The sequence below is a fragment of the Dietzia lutea genome, from assembly GCF_003096075.1.
GTDB classification, from domain to species: Bacteria; Actinomycetota; Actinomycetes; order Mycobacteriales; family Mycobacteriaceae; genus Dietzia; species Dietzia lutea.
This window is the reverse complement of sequence record NZ_CP015449.1, coordinates 507,113-528,425: the sequence shown is the minus strand read 5'-3', so window position 1 is coordinate 528,425 and position 21,313 is coordinate 507,113. Positions and strand designations below refer to the sequence as shown.

At 72.5% G+C, this 21,313-nt stretch carries 18 protein-coding genes, 1 tRNA gene, 1 other RNA gene and 1 pseudogene; 16 read left to right on the top strand and 5 right to left on the bottom strand.

Features of this window, described 5'->3' with window-relative positions; genetic code table 11:
* Positions 1–22: 22 nt before the first annotated feature.
* The 3 genes from A6035_RS02385 to A6035_RS02375 all read left to right on the top strand — a co-directional run bounded on the left by A6035_RS02385 (position 23) and on the right by A6035_RS02375 (position 3,405).
* On the top strand, positions 23–1,375 hold the full coding sequence (locus A6035_RS02385; protein ID WP_108846458.1) for a MurT ligase domain-containing protein: 1,353 nt from the start codon (positions 23–25) through the stop codon (positions 1,373–1,375).
* The gene (locus tag A6035_RS02380; RefSeq protein WP_108846457.1) at positions 1,372–2,232 is read left to right on the top strand and encodes a type 1 glutamine amidotransferase; all 861 of its coding nucleotides are present in this window, start codon (positions 1,372–1,374) and stop codon (positions 2,230–2,232) included. Before A6035_RS02385 ends, A6035_RS02380 begins: the two co-directional genes overlap by 4 nt.
* 243 nt (positions 2,233–2,475) lie before the next feature.
* Positions 2,476–3,405, top strand: a complete 930-nt coding sequence (locus A6035_RS02375) for an amidohydrolase family protein (RefSeq protein ID WP_200836430.1) — start codon at positions 2,476–2,478, stop codon at positions 3,403–3,405.
* A 153-nt stretch (positions 3,406–3,558) separates the two neighbouring features.
* Here the strand turns inward: A6035_RS02375 and recR are convergent.
* From recR to ffs, 5 genes and pseudogenes are all read right to left on the bottom strand, one after another.
* Positions 3,559–4,164 (bottom strand): annotated as a pseudogene (recR, locus tag A6035_RS02370) (recombination mediator RecR); the annotation flags it as partial.
* A 112-nt stretch (positions 4,165–4,276) separates the two neighbouring features.
* A complete protein-coding gene (locus A6035_RS02365; protein ID WP_007632582.1) occupies positions 4,277–4,612 on the bottom strand; it encodes a YbaB/EbfC family nucleoid-associated protein in 336 nt (111 codons plus the stop codon).
* A gap of 135 nt (positions 4,613–4,747) precedes the next feature.
* Entirely contained in the window at positions 4,748–7,378 is a 2,631-nt protein-coding gene (locus A6035_RS02360; protein WP_108846455.1) for a DNA polymerase III subunit gamma and tau, read from the bottom strand.
* 533 nt (positions 7,379–7,911) lie between these two features.
* Positions 7,912–9,186, bottom strand: coding sequence for an aspartate aminotransferase type Ic (locus tag A6035_RS02355; RefSeq protein WP_108846454.1), 1,275 nt, complete (start codon positions 9,184–9,186; stop codon positions 7,912–7,914).
* A gap of 63 nt (positions 9,187–9,249) precedes the next feature.
* Positions 9,250–9,344, bottom strand: an RNA gene (gene ffs / locus A6035_RS02350) — signal recognition particle sRNA small type.
* Between the two features lie 96 nt (positions 9,345–9,440).
* Between ffs and A6035_RS02345 the strand changes: the two genes are divergently transcribed.
* The 13 genes from A6035_RS02345 (at position 9,441) to nuoK (ending at position 21,301) form a co-directional block, all read left to right on the top strand.
* Positions 9,441–9,528, top strand: a tRNA-Ser gene (locus A6035_RS02345).
* A gap of 88 nt (positions 9,529–9,616) precedes the next feature.
* On the top strand, positions 9,617–10,021 hold the full coding sequence (locus A6035_RS02340) for an Rv3143 family two-component system response regulator (RefSeq protein ID WP_108846453.1): 405 nt from the start codon (positions 9,617–9,619) through the stop codon (positions 10,019–10,021).
* Positions 10,022–10,328: 307 nt separating this feature from the next.
* A complete protein-coding gene (locus A6035_RS02335) occupies positions 10,329–10,688 on the top strand; it encodes an NADH-quinone oxidoreductase subunit A (RefSeq protein WP_108846452.1) in 360 nt (119 codons plus the stop codon).
* 28 nt (positions 10,689–10,716) lie between these two features.
* Entirely contained in the window at positions 10,717–11,271 is a 555-nt protein-coding gene (locus A6035_RS02330; RefSeq protein WP_108846451.1) for a NuoB/complex I 20 kDa subunit family protein, read from the top strand.
* Positions 11,268–12,059, top strand: a complete 792-nt coding sequence (locus A6035_RS02325) for an NADH-quinone oxidoreductase subunit C (RefSeq protein WP_108846450.1) — start codon at positions 11,268–11,270, stop codon at positions 12,057–12,059. Before A6035_RS02330 ends, A6035_RS02325 begins: the two co-directional genes overlap by 4 nt.
* A complete protein-coding gene (gene nuoD, locus A6035_RS02320; protein WP_108846449.1) occupies positions 12,056–13,381 on the top strand; it encodes an NADH dehydrogenase (quinone) subunit D in 1,326 nt (441 codons plus the stop codon). Before A6035_RS02325 ends, nuoD begins: the two co-directional genes overlap by 4 nt.
* Positions 13,378–14,214 carry an NADH-quinone oxidoreductase subunit NuoE gene (nuoE, locus tag A6035_RS02315; protein ID WP_108846448.1) on the top strand — a complete coding sequence of 279 codons (837 nt, stop codon included), beginning with the start codon at positions 13,378–13,380 and terminating at the stop codon, positions 14,212–14,214. The genes nuoD and nuoE overlap by 4 nt, the downstream gene beginning before the upstream one ends.
* A 1-nt stretch (position 14,215) precedes the next feature.
* A complete protein-coding gene (gene nuoF, locus A6035_RS02310; protein WP_108846447.1) occupies positions 14,216–15,616 on the top strand; it encodes an NADH-quinone oxidoreductase subunit NuoF in 1,401 nt (466 codons plus the stop codon).
* Complete coding sequence (locus A6035_RS02305; protein ID WP_108846446.1) at positions 15,613–18,297, top strand: NADH-quinone oxidoreductase subunit G; 2,685 nt, start codon at positions 15,613–15,615, stop codon at positions 18,295–18,297. Before nuoF ends, A6035_RS02305 begins: the two co-directional genes overlap by 4 nt.
* Positions 18,294–19,643, top strand: a complete 1,350-nt coding sequence (gene nuoH / locus A6035_RS02300; protein WP_108846445.1) for an NADH-quinone oxidoreductase subunit NuoH — start codon at positions 18,294–18,296, stop codon at positions 19,641–19,643. Before A6035_RS02305 ends, nuoH begins: the two co-directional genes overlap by 4 nt.
* Positions 19,636–20,196: an NADH-quinone oxidoreductase subunit NuoI gene (gene nuoI, locus A6035_RS02295; RefSeq protein ID WP_108846444.1), complete on the top strand. Its 561-nt coding sequence runs from the start codon at positions 19,636–19,638 to the stop codon at positions 20,194–20,196. The genes nuoH and nuoI overlap by 8 nt, the downstream gene beginning before the upstream one ends.
* On the top strand, positions 20,193–21,005 hold the full coding sequence (locus A6035_RS02290) for an NADH-quinone oxidoreductase subunit J (RefSeq protein ID WP_108846443.1): 813 nt from the start codon (positions 20,193–20,195) through the stop codon (positions 21,003–21,005). The genes nuoI and A6035_RS02290 overlap by 4 nt, the downstream gene beginning before the upstream one ends.
* A complete protein-coding gene (gene nuoK / locus A6035_RS02285) occupies positions 21,002–21,301 on the top strand; it encodes an NADH-quinone oxidoreductase subunit NuoK (protein WP_108846442.1) in 300 nt (99 codons plus the stop codon). The genes A6035_RS02290 and nuoK overlap by 4 nt, the downstream gene beginning before the upstream one ends.
* Positions 21,302–21,313 lie beyond the last annotated feature (12 nt).

Genomic DNA, 21,313 nt, shown 5'->3' with positions numbered 1-21,313 from the left:
GCGGCCTGCCTAGACTCGTCGCATGACCTCCCGCGCGATCACCGCACTCACCCCCCGCGGCCGGGCGGCCGTGGCCGTCTCCCGTCTCGCGACCTGGGCGTCGCGGGTGTCGGGGCGCGGGTCGGGCGGGATGATCGGCGGCCTGGTGGCGCTCAAGCTCGACCCGCGTCTCATGCGCCAGCTCGCGGCGGGCCGGCGAACGGTGCTGGTCACGGGGACAAACGGGAAGTCGACGACGACGAGGATGGTCGCCTCCGCCCTGTCGACCGTGGGCCGGGTCGCCTCGAACACCGGCGGCGACAACATGGACGCCGGGATCGTCTCTGCCCTCGTGGCCGACAGTGTGGCCGGGTTGGCGGCCATCGAGGTGGATGAACTCCACACGCCGGCCGTCGCGGAGAGCACTTTCCCGGAGGCGATCGTGCTGCTCAACCTCAGTCGTGACCAGCTCGACCGGGTCGGCGAGATCAACGCGATCGAGCGGCGTCTGCGGGCCGGGGTGGCCGCGCAGCCGCAGGCGACGGTGGTGGCGAACTGCGACGACGTCATGATCACCTCGGTGGCCTACGACAACCCGGCGGTCGTGTGGGTGGCGGCCGGGTCGGCGTGGGCGGGTGACTCGGTGAGCTGCCCGCGCACCGGGGAGCCGATCACGCGGACGGTCGACGAGACGGGTGCGGTGCGGTGGCGGTCGACCGGCACGCTGCCCGACGGCCGGGAGTTCGCGCGGCCCGAGCCGGACTGGTGGGTCGACGACGAGGCGATCCACGGCCCCGACGGGTTCACCGCTCCCCTGTCCCTGGCGATCCCGGGCCGGGCCAACCGCGGCAACGCGGCCCAGGCCGTGGCCGCCGCGGTGGCGATGGGCGCCGACCCGGCCGCCGCGGTCCGGGCGGTCGAGCAGGTCGACGACGTGGCGGGCCGCTACTCGACGGTCGACGTGGACGGGCGGTCCGCGCACCTGCTGCTGGCCAAGAACCCCGCCGGTTGGCAGGAGGCGCTGGGCATGATCGACACGTCCGCCGACGGCCTGGTGATCGCGGTGAACGGGCAGGTCGCCGACGGTGTGGACCTGTCATGGCTGTGGGACGTGCGGTTCGAGAGCTTCGAGGGCGTGACCGTGTACGCCTCGGGCGAGCGGGCCGCGGATCTCTCGGTGCGGCTCACCTATGCCGGGGTGCGCCACGAGCTGGAACCGGATCCGCTGGCCGCGATCCGGCGCTGTCCCCCGGGGCGGGTCGAGGTGCTGGCCAATTACACGGCGTTCCGTGACCTCGGGCGGGCCATGGCCGCCGCCGGGCACCGTCCCGTCGACGCGGGGCCCGGTTCCGCGAGCGCAGAAACCGGTTCCCCGGCCGCCCGGAAGGAGCAGTGACGATGAGCGAGCATCACGCCGGCGAGAGCAATCCGGATCCGCGCGACGCGGGGGCTCGCCGGGAGGGGGCGTCCGCCTCCCCGCTGGACACCGTCGCCCCGGACTCGGCCCGGCCCACGGAGTCGACGGTGCGGATCGGGCTGGTCCTGCCCGACGTCATGGGCACCTACGGCGACGACGGCAACTCGCTGGTCCTGCGTCAGCGGCTCATGTGGCGCGGCTACGACGCCGAGATCGTGCGGATCACCCTCGAGGACGCCGTCCCCGACTCCTGCGATGTCTACACGGTGGGCGGGGGCGAGGACGCGGCGCAGAAGCTGGCGTCCCGTCACCTGTCTGCGTCGCCGGGTCTGCAACGCGCGGTGGAGCGCGGGGCGCCGGTGCTGGCGATCTGCGCCGGCATGCAGGTGTTCGGTGAGTGGTTCGTCGTCTCGGACGGCTCGCGCGCGCCCGGGCTCGGGCTGCTGGATGTCACCACGTCTCCGCAGGCGACCCGCTCGATCGGCGAGTTGGTGGTCGCGCCGCAGGTCGACGGCCTGACGCAGCCGCTCACGGGCTTCGAGAACCACATGGGCGCCACCGTGTTGGGCCCGGACGCCGCTCCCCTGGGCCGCGTCACCTCCGGTGTAGGCAACGGCGTGCCGGCCGGCCAGTCGGTCCCCGCGGGCGGGCTGGGCGAGGGCGTGGTGCAGGGCTCGATCATCGCCACCTACATGCACGGGCCGGTGCTGGCCCGCAATCCGGAGCTCGCCGACCTGCTGCTGTGCCGCGCGCTGGGCGTGGACTCGCTGCCGCCGGTCGAGGTGCCGGCGGTGGAGCGGCTGCGCCGGGAGCGGATCGCGGCCGCCCGGCGCTGAGCAGCTTCTCCGCCGAGCGCCCGCCACCTATCGGATGAAACTCCACCTATGGGGCCCCGAAGGCGTAGCGCGATCCGATAGGTGGCGTTGCGGGTTGAGGTGGCGTTGCTGGACCAGGTGAACGCACCGCGGCTCGTGGCCGAGGTCCGCCCGGCTCTCGGCCGGCTTGCGCCTCGGGGGTGGCGCCGGAGTCCGCGCAGCGAATCCCGGGCGGGCCGGGTTCGCTGACATACTCTCGGACGCATGTGTGAACACCACGGCGCCGCCGCCCTCACCGGGTCCGTGACCCCTCCCGATCCCGCCGTCGAGGCGGCGCAGGTCCGCGCGATGTGGGAGCCACTCGGACTGCCGGGCATCATCGACGTGCACACGCACTTCATGCCCCCGCGCGTGATGGCCAAGGTGTGGGACTACTTCGACGCCGCCGGCCCCAAGATCGGCCGCCCGTGGCCCATCACCTACCGCGAGGCCGAGGACGAGCGCGTCGAGCGGCTGCGGTCGTACGGGGTGCTGGCGTTCTCATCGATGCTGTATCCGCACAAGCCCGAGATGGGCGCGTGGCTCAACGCGTGGTCCGCGGAGTTCGCATCCCGGCACCCCGATTGCCTGCACACGGCGACCTTCTTCCCCGAGCCGACGGCGGGCGACTACGTCCGGGATGCCGTCGATGCCGGGGCGCGGGTGTTCAAGTCGCACATCCAGGTGGGCGAGTACGACCCTCGGGATCCGCTGCTCGACCCGGTGTGGAGCGTGCTGACCGAGGCGCAGGTGCCGACGGTCATCCACTGCGGTTCCGGCCCGGTGGCGGGCGAGTTCACGGGCCCCGAGCCGGTGGCCGCCGTGCTCGAGCGCTTCCCCGAACTGCCGCTGATCGTCGCCCACATGGGGATGGGCGAGTACTCGGAGTTCCTCGATCTGGCCGAGCGGTACGAGAACGTCTACCTGGACACGACCATGGCCTTCACGGATTTCGTGGAGGAGACCATGCCGTTCCCGCGCACCGAGCACGCCCGGATGGCCGACCTGGGCCACAAGGTGCTCCTGGGTACTGATTTCCCGAACATCCCGTACCCGTACGCCCATCAACTCGAGGCACTGGCCGGGCTCGGGCTGGGCGATGACTGGCTACGGGCGGTGTGGCACGGAAACGCCGCGCGACTCTTCGGCCTCTGACTCCGTGCCCGGGTAGCCGATCTCCGGCCCCGCGGCGGGATCGGCCGGGGCCGAGGCGCTCGCACCCGGTGCGGGCACGGCCGGCTGCGCGGGGTCGACCTGCTCGGGCCGCAGCACGCCGCCCGAACGCGCCGCCTGAGCGGGGCCGCCGGAGAGGATGCGACGCCCGGACAGCGCGCTGCCCAGGGTGAGCTCGTCGGCGAACTCCAGGTCGGCGCCCATGGGCAGGCCGGAGGCAAGGCGACTCACGATGAGATCGGGGAACGGTCGCAGGAGACGGGCCAGGTAGGTGCTGGTCGCCTCGCCGGTGGTGTTGGGGTCGGTGGCGATGATGATCTCGGCGATCTCCTCGCCGTCGACCTCGCCACCGACCCGCCGCATGAGTCCGGCGATGCGCAGTTCGTTGGGTCCGATGCCGTTGATCGGGTCGAGCGCGCCGCCGAGCACGTGGTAGAGCCCACGGAACTCCCGGGTGCGCTCGATGGCCTCGATATCCTTGGGCTCCTCGACCACGCAGATGAGGGTGGGGTCGCGGCGGGGATCGGAGCAGATGCGGCAGCGTTCGGAGGCCGCGACCGTGCCGCAGACCTCGCAGTAGGTGACGCCCTCCACCACCGCCTGCAACGCGGAGCGGAGGCGTTCGACCGACTCGGGCTCGGCCTGCAGCAGGTGGAAGGCCAGGCGCTGCGCGGACTTCGGCCCGATGCCCGGCAGCTTGCCGAACTCGTCGATCAGGTTCTGGACCGGTCCCTCGTACATCGCGCTTTCCTGTGTTCTTGCTGGCCCGGCGACGGCTGCGTCGTCGGGTGGCGGGTCCCGGGGCGCCCGGCCCCGGGTGGCGGGACCCGGCGCTACACCGGGCCCCGCGGGCTCACATGCCCAGGCCGCCCATCATGTCGCCGAGGCCGCCGCCGGAGGCGAGCGGGCCGAGGCGGGACTCCGCGAGCTCCTGCACCTTGGTGTGGGCGTCGCCGAACGCGCCGACGAGCAGGTCCTGCAGCGTCTCGACGTCCTCGGGGTCGACGACCTTCGGGTCGATGGTCACGCCGGTGACCTCACCGGTACCGCGCATGGAGACGGTGACGAGCCCGCCGCCCGCCTGGCCGTCGACCGTGCTCGCGGCGATCTCCTGCTGCGCCTCGGCGAGCTGGGCCTGCATCTGCTGGGCCTGCTGGAGCAGGGCGTTCATGTCGGGTCCGGGCTGCATGGCTGGGGTCCTTTCGGCGGTGTGCGGGCGGTGTTGCGGTCGTGCCTGTTCCTGCCGGGGCGGCCCCGGTCGGTCAACGTCCAGCGTAACCGTCAGCTGGGACACCGTGCCCCGGCGCGCGGCGGGCCGGGTGGGTCAGCGCTCGAGCGGACGGGCCCCGAGGTGCTCCTTGAGCAGGGCCAACGCGATGTCCTCGCCGGTGCGGTGGTCGAGATTCTGGGGGCCGCTCCGTGCCTCGTCGACCATCTCGTCCTCGCTGACCGGCGGCGGGGGCGGGCCGTCCGGTTCACCCGGCTCGGGGTCGGGCTCCTCGGGCGGAGGCGGGATGTCGTCGTAGCCACCTCGGTCGCCGCTCTCGCCCTGCGCGGCGTCCGCGGCGCGGAGACGACGTTCCCAGCCCCGCGGCTCACCCTGTCGGGGAGAACCGGGGGCGTCAGTAGGGCCCGCGGTGGACCCCCGCCCGGGCGCTGGTGGAGCCGCCTCCGGGGCGGCCGGGGCGCCCCCGGCGCCAGCGGGCGCGCTTCCGGAGGTGCAGCGGATGGTCCAGTCGCCGCCCACCACCTCCGTGATCGAGTCCGTGATCGCGGTCGCGTTGTGCGGCTGGGACAGTCGCTTGGCCAGTGGCGCGTAATCGTGGACCAGATGGATCACCCGGCCGTCCACGCCCGCGACCGTCGCGCCCGCGAGCATCACCTCGACCGTGCGGGTACGCGTACAGACGGCCTCGCGGATCGCCGGCCAGGCGCGGCGGATGTCCTCGGCCTCGATGCCCGGAGCCGAGGCCGCAGCCGCCGACTGTCCGGCCTCGGGCGCGGCCTCTGGGCCCGGCTCGGGATCGGTGGGCGCCGGCGACTGCGAGACCGGGGCGGAGGGCTGCTGCGTGGGCTGCGACGGGGCCCCCGGCTCGAGCTGCTGAGCGGGTCGGTCCCGCCACGGGTCGTCGGTCTCCGCCGCCGATCCTGCGTCGGCCGCGGGAGTGGATGCCGGCTCCGCCGACGGATTGGTCGGCGCGGTCGGGCCCTGTTGGACGCTCGGCGCTCCGGCGGGCGGCGCGCTGGCCGCGGCGGCTGACGGGCTGCCCGAGTCGGGACGGGCCGGGGCCTGGGCCTGCGGCTCCGGGGCGGACGCCGCGGCACCCGCGTCGGGCGCGGGCGCAGCAGCGGACGCCGACGACTGCGGCTCCGCCGGGGACGGCTCCCGGGAACCGGTGTCCTGAGACGGCTGGTGGGCCGCCTGCTGCTCGGCGACGGACTCGCCGGGCACGGCCGGCGCGGCGGGATCGGCGGCCACGGCCGGTTGGCTCGGCGCCGGATCAGCCGCGGCGGGTGGCGCGGCAGGCGGCATGCCCTGGCCGGCGGACGCGGGCGGAGCAACCGCCGACGCACCCTGGCCCGCCGGCGCGGCGGCGGGCGGCGCCGGCTGCGCTGCTGCCTCCGTGGCCTGCTGCTGCGACCGGCGGACGAACTTGGGTCGCCCCTCCGGCGGCGCCGCGGACTGCGGTGCGGGTCCGCCGGCGGGGGCGGTGCGGGCTTCGTCGTCGTCGCCCCCGACCCCGCCACCCGACGCGGGCGCGCCACCTGCGCCACCCGCGGCGACCGGCGCGGCGCCTGGGCGCACGGCCCCCGACTCCAGCGACTCGACGCGCTGGAGCAGGGCGGCCATGGAATCGTCGGCCGACGGCAGCAGGAGCTTGGCGCAGAGGATCTCCAGCAGCAGCCGCGGCGAGGTGGCCCCGCGCATCGACGCCATGCCCTCGTGCACCATGTCGGCACAGCGAGCGAGTGTCGCGGAACCGATCTGCTCGGCCTGACGACGCATGGTCTCGGCCTGCTCGACCGGTGCGTCGACCAGCCCGCGCTCGATCGCCTGCGGCACGGACTGCACCATGATGAGGTCGCGCAGCCGCTGCAACAGGTCGGCGGCGAACCGGCGCGGGTCGTGCCCGGCCTCGACCACCTTGTCGACGGTCCGGAACAGCGTGGCGCCGTCGGAGGCGGCCAGGGCGTCGACCGTGTCGTCGATGAGCGCGACCTCGGTGGCCCCCAGCAGGCTCACCGCGCGGGGATAGGTGATGCCCTCCTCGCCGGCGCCGGCCATGAGCTGGTCGAGCACACTGAGCGTGTCACGCGGCGAGCCTCCGCCCGCGCGGATCACCAGCGGGAACACGGTCGGCTCGACCTTCACGCCCTCCTGGTCGCAGATCCGCTCGAGCAGCCCGCGCATCGACGACGGCGTGAGCAGCCGGAACGGGTAGTGGTGCGTCCGCGAGCGGATGGTGGGCAGCACCTTCTCCGGCTCGGTGGTGGCGAAGATGAAGATGAGGTGCTCCGGCGGCTCCTCCACGATCTTGAGCAGCGCGTTGAAGCCCGCGTTGGTGACCATGTGGGCCTCGTCGATGATGAGCACCCGGTACCGCGACGACGCCGGCGCGAAAAAGGCCCGCTCGCGCAGGTCACGCGTGTCGTCGACGCCACCGTGGCTGGCCGCGTCGAGTTCGGTGACGTCGAGCGTCCCGTTGCCGCCGGGCGCGAGCGCCACGCACGAGTCGCACTCACCGCACGGGGTGGCCGTGGGTCCGTGGACGCAGTTGAGTGAGCGCGCGAGGATGCGGGCGGACGAGGTCTTGCCGCAGCCGCGCGGCCCGGAGAAGAGGTAGGCGTGGTTGATACGACCGGAGGACAGCGCCACCGACAGCGGTTCGGTGACGTGCTCCTGGCCCACGACCTCGGCGAAGGAGGCGGGGCGGTACTTCCGATAGAGAGCCACGCCTAGAGGGTACCCAGGGGGTACGACGACGATGAGATCGATCGCGTCCCACCGGGCGCCCGCGGGGTGTGCGCGCACATGAGCAGAAATGACCGGAGGGGCCGCGACCTGCGCAGCCCCTCCCGACGTCCCTCGCGCGCGGATCGGGCCCCCTCAGACCCCCGCAGCACGGTTCCCGAACCGATACCTGACACCGGCCCCTCACAGCCCCTCAGCTGTACTCCGATGTCCGCATCCCTCTGGCCCGGACGAAATAGATACAACCAGATAACCCGCGCAGGAGACAAGGCGTTCCTGTTGCTGACAAGTGCTCAACAAACGCCCCGTCGAGCGTTTGTGCATGTCACAGGGTCACCTAACCGGCGATACGCCCTGCCCGGAATGCGGGAACGTGTCAGAGATCACGTGCAGGCAGATGCGCTGGTCACTTCGGGGTTGAGCGCCGAGCCGAACCGAGAACGGAGTCCACTCCGGTAAGAACTCGGATTAACGTTGGCGAGGCAACTGTTACAGCGGCCCCGCCCACCGGGACGTCAGCCGGCGAGCGCCGCGCGGCACGCCGCGAGCAGCGCGCACAGACCCACCACGTCCATGGCGGTCTCGACCTCGGCGAGCGGCGGGAGGGTGGGCGCCAGGCGGATGTGCCGGTCGTCGGGATCCTGCCCGTAGGGGTAGGCCGAGCCGGCGGGGGTCAGCGCGACCCCGACTTCCTTGGCCAGGCGCACGGTCTCGGTCGCGGTCCCGTCGACCACCTCGAGGTCGATGAAGTACCCACCCTCGGGCCGGGTCCAGCGGGCGACGTCGTACTCGCCGAGACGGCGGGTCAGCGCGGCGGTCGCGGCCTCGAACTTCGGCGCGATCACCTCGCGGTGGCGGAGCATGTGGGCGCGCACCCCCTCGGCGTCGCCGAAGAACCGCGCGTGCGCGAGCTGGTTGACCTTGTTCGGGCCGATCGTGCGCACGGAGGTGTGGCCGAGGTACCAGTCCAGGTTCGCCGAGGACGACGACAGGAACGACACGCCCGCGCCGGCGAAGGTGATCTTGGAGGTCGAGCAGACCTGCCAGAAGCGGTTGGGGTGCCCGGCCTCGGCGGCCAGGGCGTCCACGTCCGGCACCTTGGGGAAGTCCTCGGTGAGCGTGTGGACGACGTAGGCGTTGTCCCACACCACGCGGAAGTCGGGGGCGGCGGTGGCCATGCGCGCCAGGCGGGAGACGGTGTGGTCGTCGTAGACCGCGCCGGTGGGGTTGGCGAAGATCGGGACGCACCAGATGCCCTTGATGGACGGGTCGGCGGCCACGAGGCGCTCGACCTCGTCCATGTCCGGACCGGTGGGTCCGAGCGGCACGGGGATCATCTCGATGCCGAGGGCCTGCGTGATGGAGAAGTGGCGGTCGTACCCGGGCACCGGGCACAGCCAGCGCAGGGCGGGCTCGTCCTTCCAGGGCCGCTGCGAGTCGGGCGTGCCGAACAGCACGGAGAACACGAGCAGGTCGTACATGATCGACAGGCTGGCGTTGTCCTGGGCGATCACCCGGCCCGTCTCGACGCCCAGCAGCTCCGCGATGATCGACCGCAGCTCGGGGAGTCCGGCACCGCCGCCGTAGTTACGCACGTCGGTCTTCCCGGCCAGGTGGTCCCCCTCCCCGGGCAGGGACAGCAGGCCCTCCGAGAGGTCGAGCTGCTCGGGCGAGGGCTTCCCGCGGGTGAGGTCCAGGGCGAGACCCTTGTCCGCGAGCGTGTCGTACTCGGCGGCCAGTCGCGACTCGAGGCGAGCGAGATCGTCGGCGGGGAGATCGGACAGCGCCACGGTGGCCTCCGGCGGGGGTCGACTACATCGGTGGTGTTGGTGCCCTAAGACATGTCCCAAGACATAAGGGGACCCCGCGCACCCGCCAGAGCCCGCTGACCCTTGCTGCCTTCCGGCCCTGGGGGAGTTCACAGGATGGACGCCGCGCGGGGTCCGGGTACGAGTCTAGCCGGGCGAACCCCGGGCCCGCACGCCACCCACCCCGGAGGACGACGGTTTGCCTCCGCTCGCCCTTCCTCGGTATTGTCCTCCACGGAGGATTCGCCTAGTGGCCTATGGCGCTCGCCTGGAACGCGGGTTGGGGTTTATAGCCCCTCAGGGGTTCAAATCCCCTATCCTCCGCCGCAGACGCGGCCCGGAGCTCCCGAGCACCGGGCCGCGTCGCTCATTTCAGCCCGGCACTGGCCCGACCCCTGGGTAGAGTCGCAACGTGACCGAGACCGCAGGCCACGACGTCGCCCTCCGGGTGCTCGTCTACAGCAACGACGCCACCACCCGCGGACGCGTCATGTCCGCCCTCGGCACCCGCCCGCACCCGGACCTGCCCCGGCTCGACTACGTCGAGGTCGCGACGGCACCGGTCGTCGTCGAGCACATGGACGCCGGCGGCATCGATCTGGCGATCCTCGACGGCGAGGCCGCCCCCACCGGCGGTCTGGGCCTGGCCAAGCAGCTTCGCGACGAGCTCGACCGCTGCCCGCCCCTGCTGGTCCTCATCGGCCGTGCGGACGACCGCTGGCTCGCCGACTGGTCGCGGGCCGACGCCTCGGTGCCGCACCCGATCGACCCGCTGCGCCTCCGCGACACCGTCAACGCGCTCCTCGCCCCGGCCTGAGCGCCGCCGCGCGCCCGCCGGGCTTCCGCCGCGCGCCCACCACGCGGCCGACGCGCGCCCACCACGCGGCCGCCGCGCGCCCCGTCGCACCCGCCTGACCAGCCCCGACACGCCGTCTGGCCGAACTCCGGACATACGTCAACACGGTGTGAGTAGAGTCACACTCAGGGGCCGGGAAGAGACCGGCCCGCCGGGGAGTCGGACGGCCGGAACCCCACATCCGGACGCCCGACCTCCCACAGCGGTTGCCTGCAGAGGCGCGCCCACCGGCGGCCTCTGACGCTCAAGCGCGAGGAGTGATGCGGTCATGAACGAGTACGTGCCCATCCTGGTCCTGGGGGCCCTGGCCGTCGCCTTCGCCGTCTTCTCCTCGGTGGTGTCCTCGGTGGCGGGGCCGAGACGCTTCAATCGCGCGAAGCTCGAGGCCTACGAGTGCGGCATCCAGCCCACGCCGCAGCCGGTCGGCGGCGGCCGCTTCCCGGTGAAGTTCTATCTCACGGCGATGCTGTTCATCATCTTCGGCATCGAGATCCTCTTCCTCTACCCGTGGGCCGTCCACTTCGACCAGCTGGGCGTGTTCGGCCTGGCCGCGATGGCCCTGTTCGTCGTCAACGTCTCCGTCGCCTACGCCTACGAGTGGCGGCGCGGCGGGCTGAGCTGGGACTGACCCGGGAAGCGTCGGAAGGAGAGCGGTCATGGGACTCGAGGAGAAACTGCCGGCCGGCTTCCTGCTGACCACGGTCGAGCAGCTCGCGGGGTACATGCGCAAGGGTTCGCTGTGGCCGGCGACGTTCGGCCTGGCGTGCTGCGCGATCGAGATGATGGCCACGAGCGGCGGGCGCTACGACCTGGCCCGGTTCGGCACGGAGATCTTCCGCGCCTCGCCGCGGCAGGCGGATCTCATGATCGTCGCGGGCCGCGTCAGCCAGAAGATGGCCCCGGTGCTGCGGCAGGTCTACGACCAGATGGCCGAGCCCAAGTGGGTGCTCTCGATGGGCGTGTGCGCGTCGTCGGGCGGGATGTTCAATAACTACGCGATCGTCCAGGGCGTCGACCACATCGTGCCCGTCGACATCTACCTGCCCGGATGCCCGCCGAGGCCGGAGATGCTCATGCACGCGGTCATCACGCTGCACGACAAGATCCAGAACATGCCGTTGGGTGCCAACCGGGCGGAGGCGATCCGGGCCGCCGAGCGGGCCGCGCTCGACGAGCGTCCGCTCATCCCGGTCGAGGGGATGTTCCGATGACCGAGCGCACCCCCGGCCGTGCCGACGACGGCGCCCCCGAGCGCACCCCGGACCGCTCCCCCGCCGCGCCCGACCGCACGGACGCCGCCGGCCGACCGGTCACCGCCGACCCCCGCGACGCCGCGGGCCCCGACACCGTGGGCGTCCGGCACGGCATGTTCGGCGTGCGGGGCTCCGGGGACACCTCCGGGTTCGGTGGCCTCGTGCGCCCGACGGTCCTGCCCCGCAGCACCCCACCGCCGTACGGGGACGACGACGAGGTCGTCCGCGCGCTCACCGCGGCCCTGCGGCGGCGGGGCGGGGCGAGCTTCGCCGAGGCGGTCGAGAAGGTCGTGGTCCACTGCGGGCAACTCACCCTGCACGTGGCGCGGGAGCATCTACCGGCGGTGGCGCTGGCCCTGAGGGACGATCCCGACCTGCGCTTCGAGATGTCGCTGGGCGCGAGCGGGGTGCACTATCCGGACGCCACCGCCCGTGAGCTGCACGTGGTGTACCCGCTGCAGTCGATCACCCACAACCGCCGGGTGATGCTGGAGACGTGGGCACCGGACGCGGACCCGCACGTGCCGACGCTGACCCGCGTCTATCCCACGACGGACTGGCACGAGAGGGAGACGTACGACTTCTTCGGCGTGATCTTCGACGGGCACCCGTCGCTGACCCGGATCGAGATGCCGGACGACTGGGAGGGCCACCCGCAGCGCAAGGACTACCCGCTCGGCGGGATCGCGGTGCAGTACAAGGGCGCGACCATCCCGCCGCCGGACCAGCGCAGGGCGTACTCGTGACCGCCGACCGCACGCGCGTGCCACGGGCCGCCGACTCCGACACGATCCTCACCGCCTCCGGGCGGGACTGGGACGCGATCAGCGAGGCCGCGCGCAACGCCGACGACGACCGCATCGTGGTGAACATGGGCCCCCAGCACCCGTCCACGCACGGCGTGCTGAGGCTCATCCTCGAGATCGAGGGCGAGACCGTCACCAGGGCCAGCTGCGGGATCGGCTACCTGCACACGGGCATCGAGAAGAACCTCGAGTACCGCTACTGGACGCAGGGCGTGACGTTCGTGACGCGGATGGACTACCTCTCGCCGTTCTTCAACGAGGTCGCCTTCTGCCTGGGTGTGGAGAAGCTGCTGGGGATCAGCGAGCACGTGCCCGAGCGGGCGTCGGTCATCCGGGTGATGCTCATGGAGCTCAACCGCATCGCCTCCCACATGGTCGCGTTGGCCACCGGCGCACTCGAGCTGGGCGCGAGCACGCCGATGCTGTTCGGGTTCCGCGAGCGCGAGCTCGTGCTGGACGTCTTCGAGGTCATCACCGGGCTGCGGATGAACCACGCCTACATCCGCCCCGGCGGGGTGGTCCAGGACCTGCCCGACGAGGCCGTGCCCAAGGTGCGGGAGCTGCTCGAGGTGATGCCGGGGCGGATCCGCGAGATGGAGCTGCTGCTGCGCGAGAACCCCATCTGGCGGATGCGCCTGCAGGACGTGGGCTATCTCGACCTCACCGGCTGCATGGCGCTCGGCGTCACCGGCCCGGTCCTGCGGGCGACGGGCCTGCCGCACGACGTCCGCCGCTCCGATCCGTACTGCGGGTACGAGACCTACGAGTTCGACGTCGTCACCGGCTCGGCGAGCGACTGCTACGACCGGTTCGTCGTGCGGGTCGACGAGATGAAGGAGTCGCTGAAGATCGTCGAGCAGTGCCTGGACCGGCTCGAACCCGGCCCGGTGATGGTCGACGACCCCAAGATCGCCTGGCCCGCCCAGCTCAAGGTGGGCCCCGACGGCCTGGGCAATTCCGCCGAGCACATCCGCCACATCATGGACAGCTCCATGGAGGCGCTGATCCACCACTTCAAGCTGGTCACCGAGGGCTTCCCCGTGGCACCGGGCCAGGTGTACGTGCCAGTGGAGTCCCCGCGCGGCGAGCTGGGCGTGCACATGGTCTCCGACGGCGGGACCCGGCCGTACCGCGTGCACTACCGCGACCCGTCGTTCACCAACCTGCAGGCCGTGGCCGCGATGTGCGAGGGCGGGATGGTGGCCGACGTCATCGCCGCCGTGGCCAGCATCGACCCCGTGATGGGAGGTGTGGACCGATGAGCAGCACGGAACGAACCGACAGCCCGCCGCCGGCGAATCGGGGCGAGGCGGTGTTCCTGCAGTTCGGCCAGCAGCCCGACGAGCCGGGCGCGATCGTGCGGCCCGACGCCCGGAGGACCTACCCCGACGACGTCCTGGAGCGACTGCGGGCCGACGCCGACCTGATCGTCGCCCGCTACCCGCAGGCCCGCTCGGCACTGCTCCCGCTGCTCCACCTGGTCCAGGCCGAGGACGGTCACCTCACGCCCGCCGGCATCGAGTTCTGCGCTCTCGTCGTCGACCTGTCCCCCGCCGAGGTCATGGCCGTGGCCACCTTCTACTCGATGTACCGGCGCACGCCGACCGGCGACTACCTGGTCGGGGTGTGCACCAACACCCTGTGCGCGGTGATGGGCGGCGACGAGATCTACGCCGACCTGCGCGATCACCTGGGGCTCGACGGGCCCGGCACCACCGACGACGGACGCATCACGCTCGAGCGCATCGAGTGCAACGCGGCCTGCGACTACGCGCCCGTCGTGATGATCAACTGGGAGTTCTTCGACGACCAGACCCCCGACTCCGCGCGGCGGGTGGTCGACGACCTGCGCGCGGGCCGGCCCGTCACCCCGACCCGCGGCGCCCCGCTGTGCACGTTCCGCGAGACCGCCCGGATCCTCGCCGGCTTCCCCGACCCCCGCCCCGGCGCCAATGACGGTGCCCCCGGCGAGGCGACGCTCGCCGGGCTGCGCGTCGCCCGCTCACGCGACATGCGCGCGGCCGAGCCGCCCGCCGCCGCCTCGGCGTCCGCGCCAGCCCCGGACTCTTCGACCGCTCCGGACGAGGAGTCCTGACATGCCGCTCGCGCCGTACCTCAGCCGCTACTGGGACGCCCCCGAGAGCTGGATGCTGGACACGTATCTGGACCACGGCGGCTACGTGGGCCTGCGCAACGCCCTCGCCGCCGGGCCCGACGAGGTGATCTCGACCGTGCTCGATTCCGGCCTGCGCGGCCGCGGCGGCGCGGGCTTCCCCACCGGGCGCAAGTGGGGGTTCATCCCGCAGGACACCAGCGCCGACGCCGCCGATCCATCCGCCGCGGCCAGGCCCCACTACCTCGTGGTGAACGCCGACGAGTCCGAGCCCGGCACGTGCAAGGACATGCCGCTCATGCTGGCCACGCCGCACGTGCTGATCGAGGGCGTCATCATCGCCGCCTACGCGATCCGCGCCTCGCACGCGTTCATCTACCTTCGCGGCGAGGTCGTGCCCGTCCTGCGGCGCCTGCAGACCGCGGTCGCCGAGGCGTACGAGGCCGGATACCTCGGCCGCGACATCCTCGGCAGCGGGTTCGACCTCGAGCTGGTCGTCCACGCCGGCGCCGGGGCGTACATCTGCGGCGAGGAGACCGCCCTGCTCGACTCCCTCGAGGGCCGCCGCGGCCAGCCCCGGCTGCGGCCGCCGTTCCCCGCCGTCGCCGGGCTCTACGCCTGTCCGACGGTGGTGAACAACGTCGAGTCCCTCGCGAGCGTGCCGTCGATCCTGCAGCACGGACCCGAGTGGTTCCGCTCGATGGGCTCGGAGAAATCGCCCGGGTTCACCCTCTACTCGCTGTCCGGGCACGTCACCCGGCCCGGCCAGTACGAGGCCCCGCTCGGGGTCACCCTGCGTGAGCTGCTCGAGCTCGCCGGCGGGATCCGCGAAGGCCACACGCTCAAGTTCTGGACCCCCGGCGGCTCGTCGACACCACTGCTCACCGACGCCCAGCTCGACATGCCACTGGACTACGAGGGCTGCGCGGCCGAGGGCACGATGCTCGGCACCAAGGCGCTGCAGATCTTCGACGACACGACCTGCGTGGTGCGGGCGGTGCTGCGGTGGACCGAGTTCTACGCCCACGAGTCGTGCGGCAAGTGCACGCCGTGCCGCGAGGGCACGTTCTGGCTGCGGCAGATCATGACCCGGCTCGAGGACGGCACCGCCACCGCCGACGACCTGGACCGGCTGCTCGACATCTCGGACAACATCGTCGGCAAGTCATTCTGCGCCCTCGGTGACGCCGCCGCGGCCCCGATCGTGTCGTCGATCCGGCTCTTCCGCGACGAGTACCTCGCCCACAGCCCGGACGGGTGCCCCTTCGACCACAGCCGCTCCACCATCTTCGCGCGGACCGACCGCGCGGGTGCCGGCTCCCGGCGTCCGCCCGTACGACCCGCCGGCGGACCCTCATCGCGATCCGAGGAGGTGGCCCGATGACCTCGGCCACGTCAGGAGCCCCCCGCGACGCCCGCGGCCCGGCTCAGGACCCCGCCCACGACCGTGCCGATTCCGAGCGCGCGGACGACCTCGTCACCCTCACCGTCGACGGCCGCGAGGTCTCGGTGCCGCCGGACACGCTCATCATCCGCGCCGCCGAACGGATCGGCGTGCAGATCCCGCGCTTCTGCGATCACCCGCTGCTCGACCCGGCCGGCGCGTGCCGTCAGTGCATCGTCGAGGTCGAGGGCGCGCCCAAGCCGGTCACCTCGTGCACGACGCCGGTCACCCAGGACATGGCCGTGCGCACGCAGTTCACCTCGCCGGTCGCCGACAAGGCGCAGCGCGGCGTCATGGAGCTACTGCTCATCAACCACCCGCTCGACTGCCCGGTCTGCGACAAGGGCGGCGAGTGTCCGCTGCAGAACCAGGCCCTGATGAGCGGGCACGGCCGCTCTCGGTTCACCGAGGTCAAGCGCACGTTCCCCAAGCCGATCGCCATCTCCTCGCAGGTCCTGCTCGACCGCGAGCGCTGCGTCATGTGCGCCCGCTGCACGCGGTTCTCCGAGCAGATCGCCGGCGACCCGTTCATCGACCTGTTCGAGCGCGGCGCCCAGCAGCAGGTCGGCGTGTACGGCGACGAGCCGTTCGAGTCGTACTTCTCCGGCAACACCATGCAGATCTGTCCGGTCGGCGCGCTGACCGGGGCGCAGTACCGCTTCCGGGCGCGCCCGTTCGACCTCGTGTCCAGCCCCGCGGTGTGCGAGCACTGCGCGAGCGGTTGCGGTCAGCGCACCGACCACCGACGCGGAAAGGTCCTGCGGCGCCTCGCCGGCGACGACCCGCAGGTCAACGAGGAGTGGAACTGCGACAAGGGCCGCTGGGCGTTCACCTACGCCACCCAGCGGGACCGCATCACCACGCCGATGGTGCGCGGCGAGGGCGGTGGGCTCGTCCCCGTTCCGTGGTCCACCGCGCTGCGGGTGGCCGCGGAGCGGTTGGCGGCCGCGCGTGGGCGCACCGGGGTGCTCACCGGTGGGCGCCTGACCGCCGAGGACGCATATGCCTACGCCAAGTTCGCGCGCACGGTGCTGGGCACGAACGACGTCGACTTCCGCGCCCGCCACCACTCCGAGGAGGAGGCCGCGTTCCTCGCCGAACGGGTCGTGCGCCGTGGCCCGGGCGACTCCGCCGTCACCTACTCCGACCTCGAGACCGCGCCGGCGGTGCTGCTCGTGGGATTCGACCCGGAGGAGGAGTCGCCCATCGTCTTCCTCCGCCTGCGCCGGGCCGCCCGCGATCACGGGCTGAAGGTGTTCTCGATCGCGCCGTTCGCCTCGCCCGCCGTCCGCAAGACCCGCGCCGCACTGCTGCCGACCGTGCCCGGCGACGAGCCGGCGGTGCTGGAAGCCCTGGCCGGTGGATCGCGGGACGAGGCCGCCGATCCGACCTCCGGCGCCCTGCCCACCCTGCTGCGCGAGCCCGGGGCGGTGATCCTCGTGGGCGAACGCCTCGGCGCGATCCCCGGAGGTCTGTCGGCCGCCGCGGAACTCGCCGACGCCACCGGGGCGCGCCTGGCCTGGATCCCGCGGCGTGCGGGTGAGCGCGGGGCACTCGAGACCGGATGCCTTCCGGGGCTGCTGCCCGGCGGCTCGCCCGTTACCGACGACGCAGCCCGCCGCGCTCTCGCCGACCTCTGGCGCTGCGACGAACTGCCGACCGCCCCCGGCCGCTCCACCACTGAACAGCTGGCCGCGGCCGCCTCCGGGGAGCTCGCCGCCCTGCTCGTCGGCGGGGTCGAGGCCGCGGACCTGCCCGATCCGCGGGCGGCGCTCGACGCGATCGACGCTGCCGGCTTCGTCGTGAGTCTCGAGATGCGCCGCAGCGAGATCACCGACCGCGCCGACGTCGTCCTGCCCGTCGCGCCCGTCGCCGAGAAGGCCGGGATGTTCGTGAACTGGGAGGGTCGGACCCGCCCCTTCGCCGCGGCCCTGACCGGCACCGACTCGATGCCCGACCACCGCGTCCTCAACGCGCTGGCGGAGGAGACCGGGGCGTGGTTCGGGCTGCCGGACGTCGAGACCGTCCGCCGTGAGATGCAGGCCGTGGGTGAGACCCTCGTCCCGCAGACGCCGCCACAGACCCAGCCGCACGCCGAGATGGCGTCTCGCCCCCGCCCGCGTACGCATCCCAGCCCACAGCCGCACGCCGGGATGGCGTCTCGCACCCCCCGAAGTGCGCGCGAGACGCCATCGGGAGGAGCGGCTACAGAGGGAACGGCTGCAGAGGGAACGGCTGCGGCGGCGGGGCGGGCGCCCGAACCCGGCGTGGGGCAGGCCGTCCTGGCGACCTGGCGGATGCTGCTCGACGCCGGCCGCATGCAGGACGGGGAGCCGCACCTGGCCGGCACGGCCCGCCGCCCGGTCGCCCGGTTGTCGCCGACGACCGCCCGCGACCTCGGCGCGGGCGAGGGCGACCCGGTGACCGTCTCCACCGACCGCGGGGCGATCGCCCTGCCACTGGCGATCACCGAGATGCCCGACCGCGTGGTGTGGGTGCCGCAGAACTCACCGGGCTCGGCCGTCAACGCCACCCTCGGCGCGGCTGCAGGTGACCTCGTGTCCATCGCCGCCGGGGGGACCGCCGCCGGGAACACCGCCGCCGGGGAGGTGTCGCCATGACCGACCTCTCGGCCTTCGGCGCGGACCCGTGGTGGCTGGTGCTCGCCAAGGTCCTCGCGGTGTTCGTGTTCCTCGTGGTGACCGTGCTCGCGGCGATCTACCTCGAGCGCAAGATCCTCGCGTGGATGCAGATGCGCATCGGCCCCAACCGCGTCGGTCCGGGCGGCATCCTCCAGAGCCTGGCCGACGGCGTGAAGATCGCCCTCAAGGAGGGCCTCATCCCGGCGGGGGTCGACAAGCCGATCTACCTGCTCGCCCCGGTCATCGCGGTGATCCCGGCGTTCATGGCGTTCGCGGTGATCCCCTTCGGCCCCGTGGTCTCGGTGTTCGGCCACTCCACGCCGCTGCAGCTCACGGACCTGCACGTGGGGATCCTCTACGTCCTCGCGGTCACCTCGATCGGCGTGTACGGCATCGTCCTGGCCGGCTGGTCCTCCGGCTCGACGTACCCGCTGCTCGGCGGCCTGCGGTCCACGGCCCAGGTGATCAGCTACGAGATCGCCATGGCGCTGTCCTTCGTCGGCGTGTTCCTCTTCGCCGGCACCATGTCCACCTCGGGCATCGTGGCCGCGCAGTCGCAGGTCTGGTTCGTGTTCCTGTTGGCGCCGTCGTTCGTCATCTACGTCATCTCGATGGTCGGCGAGACCAACCGCGCCCCCTTCGACCTGCCCGAGGCCGAGGGCGAGCTCGTGGGTGGCTTCCACACCGAGTACTCGTCCCTACGCTTCGCGATGTTCATGCTGGCCGAGTACGTCAACATGACCACCGTCTCCGCGCTCGCGGCCACGCTGTTCCTCGGCGGCTGGCAGGCGCCGCTACCGTTCTCGCTCATCCCCGGCGCCGACTCCGGGTGGTGGGCGCTGCTGTGGTTCGTCGCCAAGGTATGGACGTTCATGTTCCTGTTCATCTGGCTGCGGGCCACCCTCCCGCGACTGCGCTACGACCAGTTCATGGCGTTCGGCTGGAAGGTGCTCATCCCCGTCTCCCTGGCCTGGGTCATGGCCGTGGCCACGATCCGGGTGGTCGTGGGTCCCGAGTCGGGCCTCCTCACGCCGGCCATGGTGATCGCGGGCCTGGTCGCGGTCGCGGTCATCGTCGTCGTCCACCGGATCCGCACCCGACGCGCCGGCCGCGCCACGCCCGCCAACGCCGGCCCCCACGGCGTGTCCGGCGCCAAGCCTTCCGGCGCCGCGCCCTTCGACCCCACCGCCGGCGGGTTCCCCGTCCCGCCGCTCCCGCACCAGCGCGCCGCGCTCGGCCGCGCCGGCACCCCCGCCGCACTCGGAGCCGCCGACGCCGAGCCGACCACCGACACCGCCCCGAGTCAGGAGGCCCGCCATGCCTAGGGTTCCCAGGTTCCTCGAGCCGCTCGCCGGGTTCGGGGTGACGTTCGCGACGATGTTCCGCAAGAAGCACACCGAGCAGTACCCGGAGGAGAAGGTCCCGACCGCGCCGCGCTACCACGGGCGTCACCAGCTCAACCGGTACGCCGACGGCCTGGAGAAGTGCATCGGCTGCGAGCTGTGCGCGTGGGCGTGCCCGGCCGACGCGATCTACGTCGAGGGCGCCGACAACACCGCCGAGGAGCGCTACTCCCCCGGCGAGCGGTACGGACGGATCTACCAGATCAATTACCTGCGCTGCATCGGCTGCGCCCTGTGCGTCGAGGCGTGCCCGACCCGCGCGCTGACCATGACAGGCGACTACGAGATGGCCGACGACAACCGCGCAGACCTCATCTACGAGAAGCAGGACCTGCTCGCGCCGATGCTCGCCGGGATGGTCCCCGCCCCGCACGACATGTTCCCCGGCGCCGACCACGCCGACTACTACCGCGGCGAGATCACCCACGCGGCGCCCGAGCAGGGCGAGCCGTACGACCCGGCGACGGGCTCATGATGGCCGCCGGGGAGTCGGTCCTGTTCTGGGTGCTGGCGACCGTCGCGGTGGCCGGGGCGCTGGGAGTGGTCGCGGCGACCCGGGCCGTCTACTCGGCGCTGTGCCTGGCGGCGACCATGGTCTCGCTGGCCGTGCTGTACATGGCGCAGGGCGCGGTGTTCCTCGGCGTCGGGCAGATCGTCGTCTACACCGGCGCCGTGATGATGCTGTTCCTGTTCGTGGTGATGCTCATCGGCGTGGAGTCCTCGGACTCGCTGGTCGAGCGGATCCGCGGGCACCGGGTGGCGGCGATACTCGCGGGCCTGGGGTTCGGAATCCTCCTCGCCACCGGCCTCGCGCGCGCCGAGCTGCCGCCGTTTGCGGGGTTCGCGGACGGCGCGTCCGAGGTGCCGGCGCTCGCCGAGCTGCTGTTCTCCCGGCATGTGTGGGCGTTCGAGCTCACCGGGGTGCTGCTCATCATCGCCACGCTCGGCGCGATGGTCCTGGCCCACCGCGAGCGCTTCACCGGCCACCGCACCCAGCGCCAACTCTCGGAGCAGCGGTTCCTCGACTGGCAGCGCGACGACTCCGCGCGCGTGACGCCACTGCCGAGCTCGGGCGTGTACGCGCGCCGCAACTCCGCCGACGTGCCCGCCCGGCTGCCCGACGGCTCCGACGCGCCGGACTCGGTGAGCGAGGTGCTGCGCCGCCACGCCCACGACGCCGCGGCGGCGGACGAGCTCGAGGCCGGGGACCGACGCGTGGGCGAGGCCGGGGACCGACGCGTGGCCGGCGAGGCGCGCGGCGCGGACGGGGGTGCGCGGCCGTGACCCCTGAGTACTACCTGTACCTCTCGGCCGTGCTGTTCACGATCGGCGCGGCCGGGTTCCTGCTGCGACGCAACGCGATCGTCGTGTTCATGTGCATCGAGCTCATGCTCAACGCCACCAACCTCGCGCTCGTGGCGTTCGCGCGAATGCACGGCGACGTCACGGGCCAGGTCTTCGCGTTCTTCATCATGGTCGTGGCCGCCGCGGAGGTCGTGATCGGCCTCGCGATCATCATGGCCATCTACCGCTCCCGCCGATCGGCGTCCGTAGATGACGCCAGCCTGCTCAGGTATTAGGGGGGACGACGA

Bases quoted from the DNA above. Each gene is read 5' to 3' on its own strand.
- nuoF (WP_108846447.1), top strand. From the start codon at position 14,216: ATGCCGCTCGCGCCGTACCTCAGCCGCTACTGGGACGCCCCCGAGAGC.
- A6035_RS02305 (WP_108846446.1), top strand. From the start codon at position 15,613: ATGACCTCGGCCACGTCAGGAGCCCCCCGCGACGCCCGCGGCCCGGCT.
- nuoI (WP_108846444.1), top strand. From the start codon at position 19,636: ATGCCTAGGGTTCCCAGGTTCCTCGAGCCGCTCGCCGGGTTCGGGGTG.
- A6035_RS02330 (WP_108846451.1), top strand. From the start codon at position 10,717: ATGGGACTCGAGGAGAAACTGCCGGCCGGCTTCCTGCTGACCACGGTC.
- nuoE (WP_108846448.1), top strand. From the start codon at position 13,378: ATGAGCAGCACGGAACGAACCGACAGCCCGCCGCCGGCGAATCGGGGC.
- A6035_RS02385 (WP_108846458.1), top strand. From the start codon at position 23: ATGACCTCCCGCGCGATCACCGCACTCACCCCCCGCGGCCGGGCGGCC.
- A6035_RS02365 (WP_007632582.1), bottom strand. From the start codon at position 4,612: ATGCAGCCCGGACCCGACATGAACGCCCTGCTCCAGCAGGCCCAGCAG.
- A6035_RS02375 (WP_200836430.1), top strand. From the start codon at position 2,476: ATGTGTGAACACCACGGCGCCGCCGCCCTCACCGGGTCCGTGACCCCT.
- nuoH (WP_108846445.1), top strand. From the start codon at position 18,294: ATGACCGACCTCTCGGCCTTCGGCGCGGACCCGTGGTGGCTGGTGCTC.
- A6035_RS02335 (WP_108846452.1), top strand. From the start codon at position 10,329: ATGAACGAGTACGTGCCCATCCTGGTCCTGGGGGCCCTGGCCGTCGCC.
- A6035_RS02290 (WP_108846443.1), top strand. From the start codon at position 20,193: ATGATGGCCGCCGGGGAGTCGGTCCTGTTCTGGGTGCTGGCGACCGTC.
- A6035_RS02325 (WP_108846450.1), top strand. From the start codon at position 11,268: ATGACCGAGCGCACCCCCGGCCGTGCCGACGACGGCGCCCCCGAGCGC.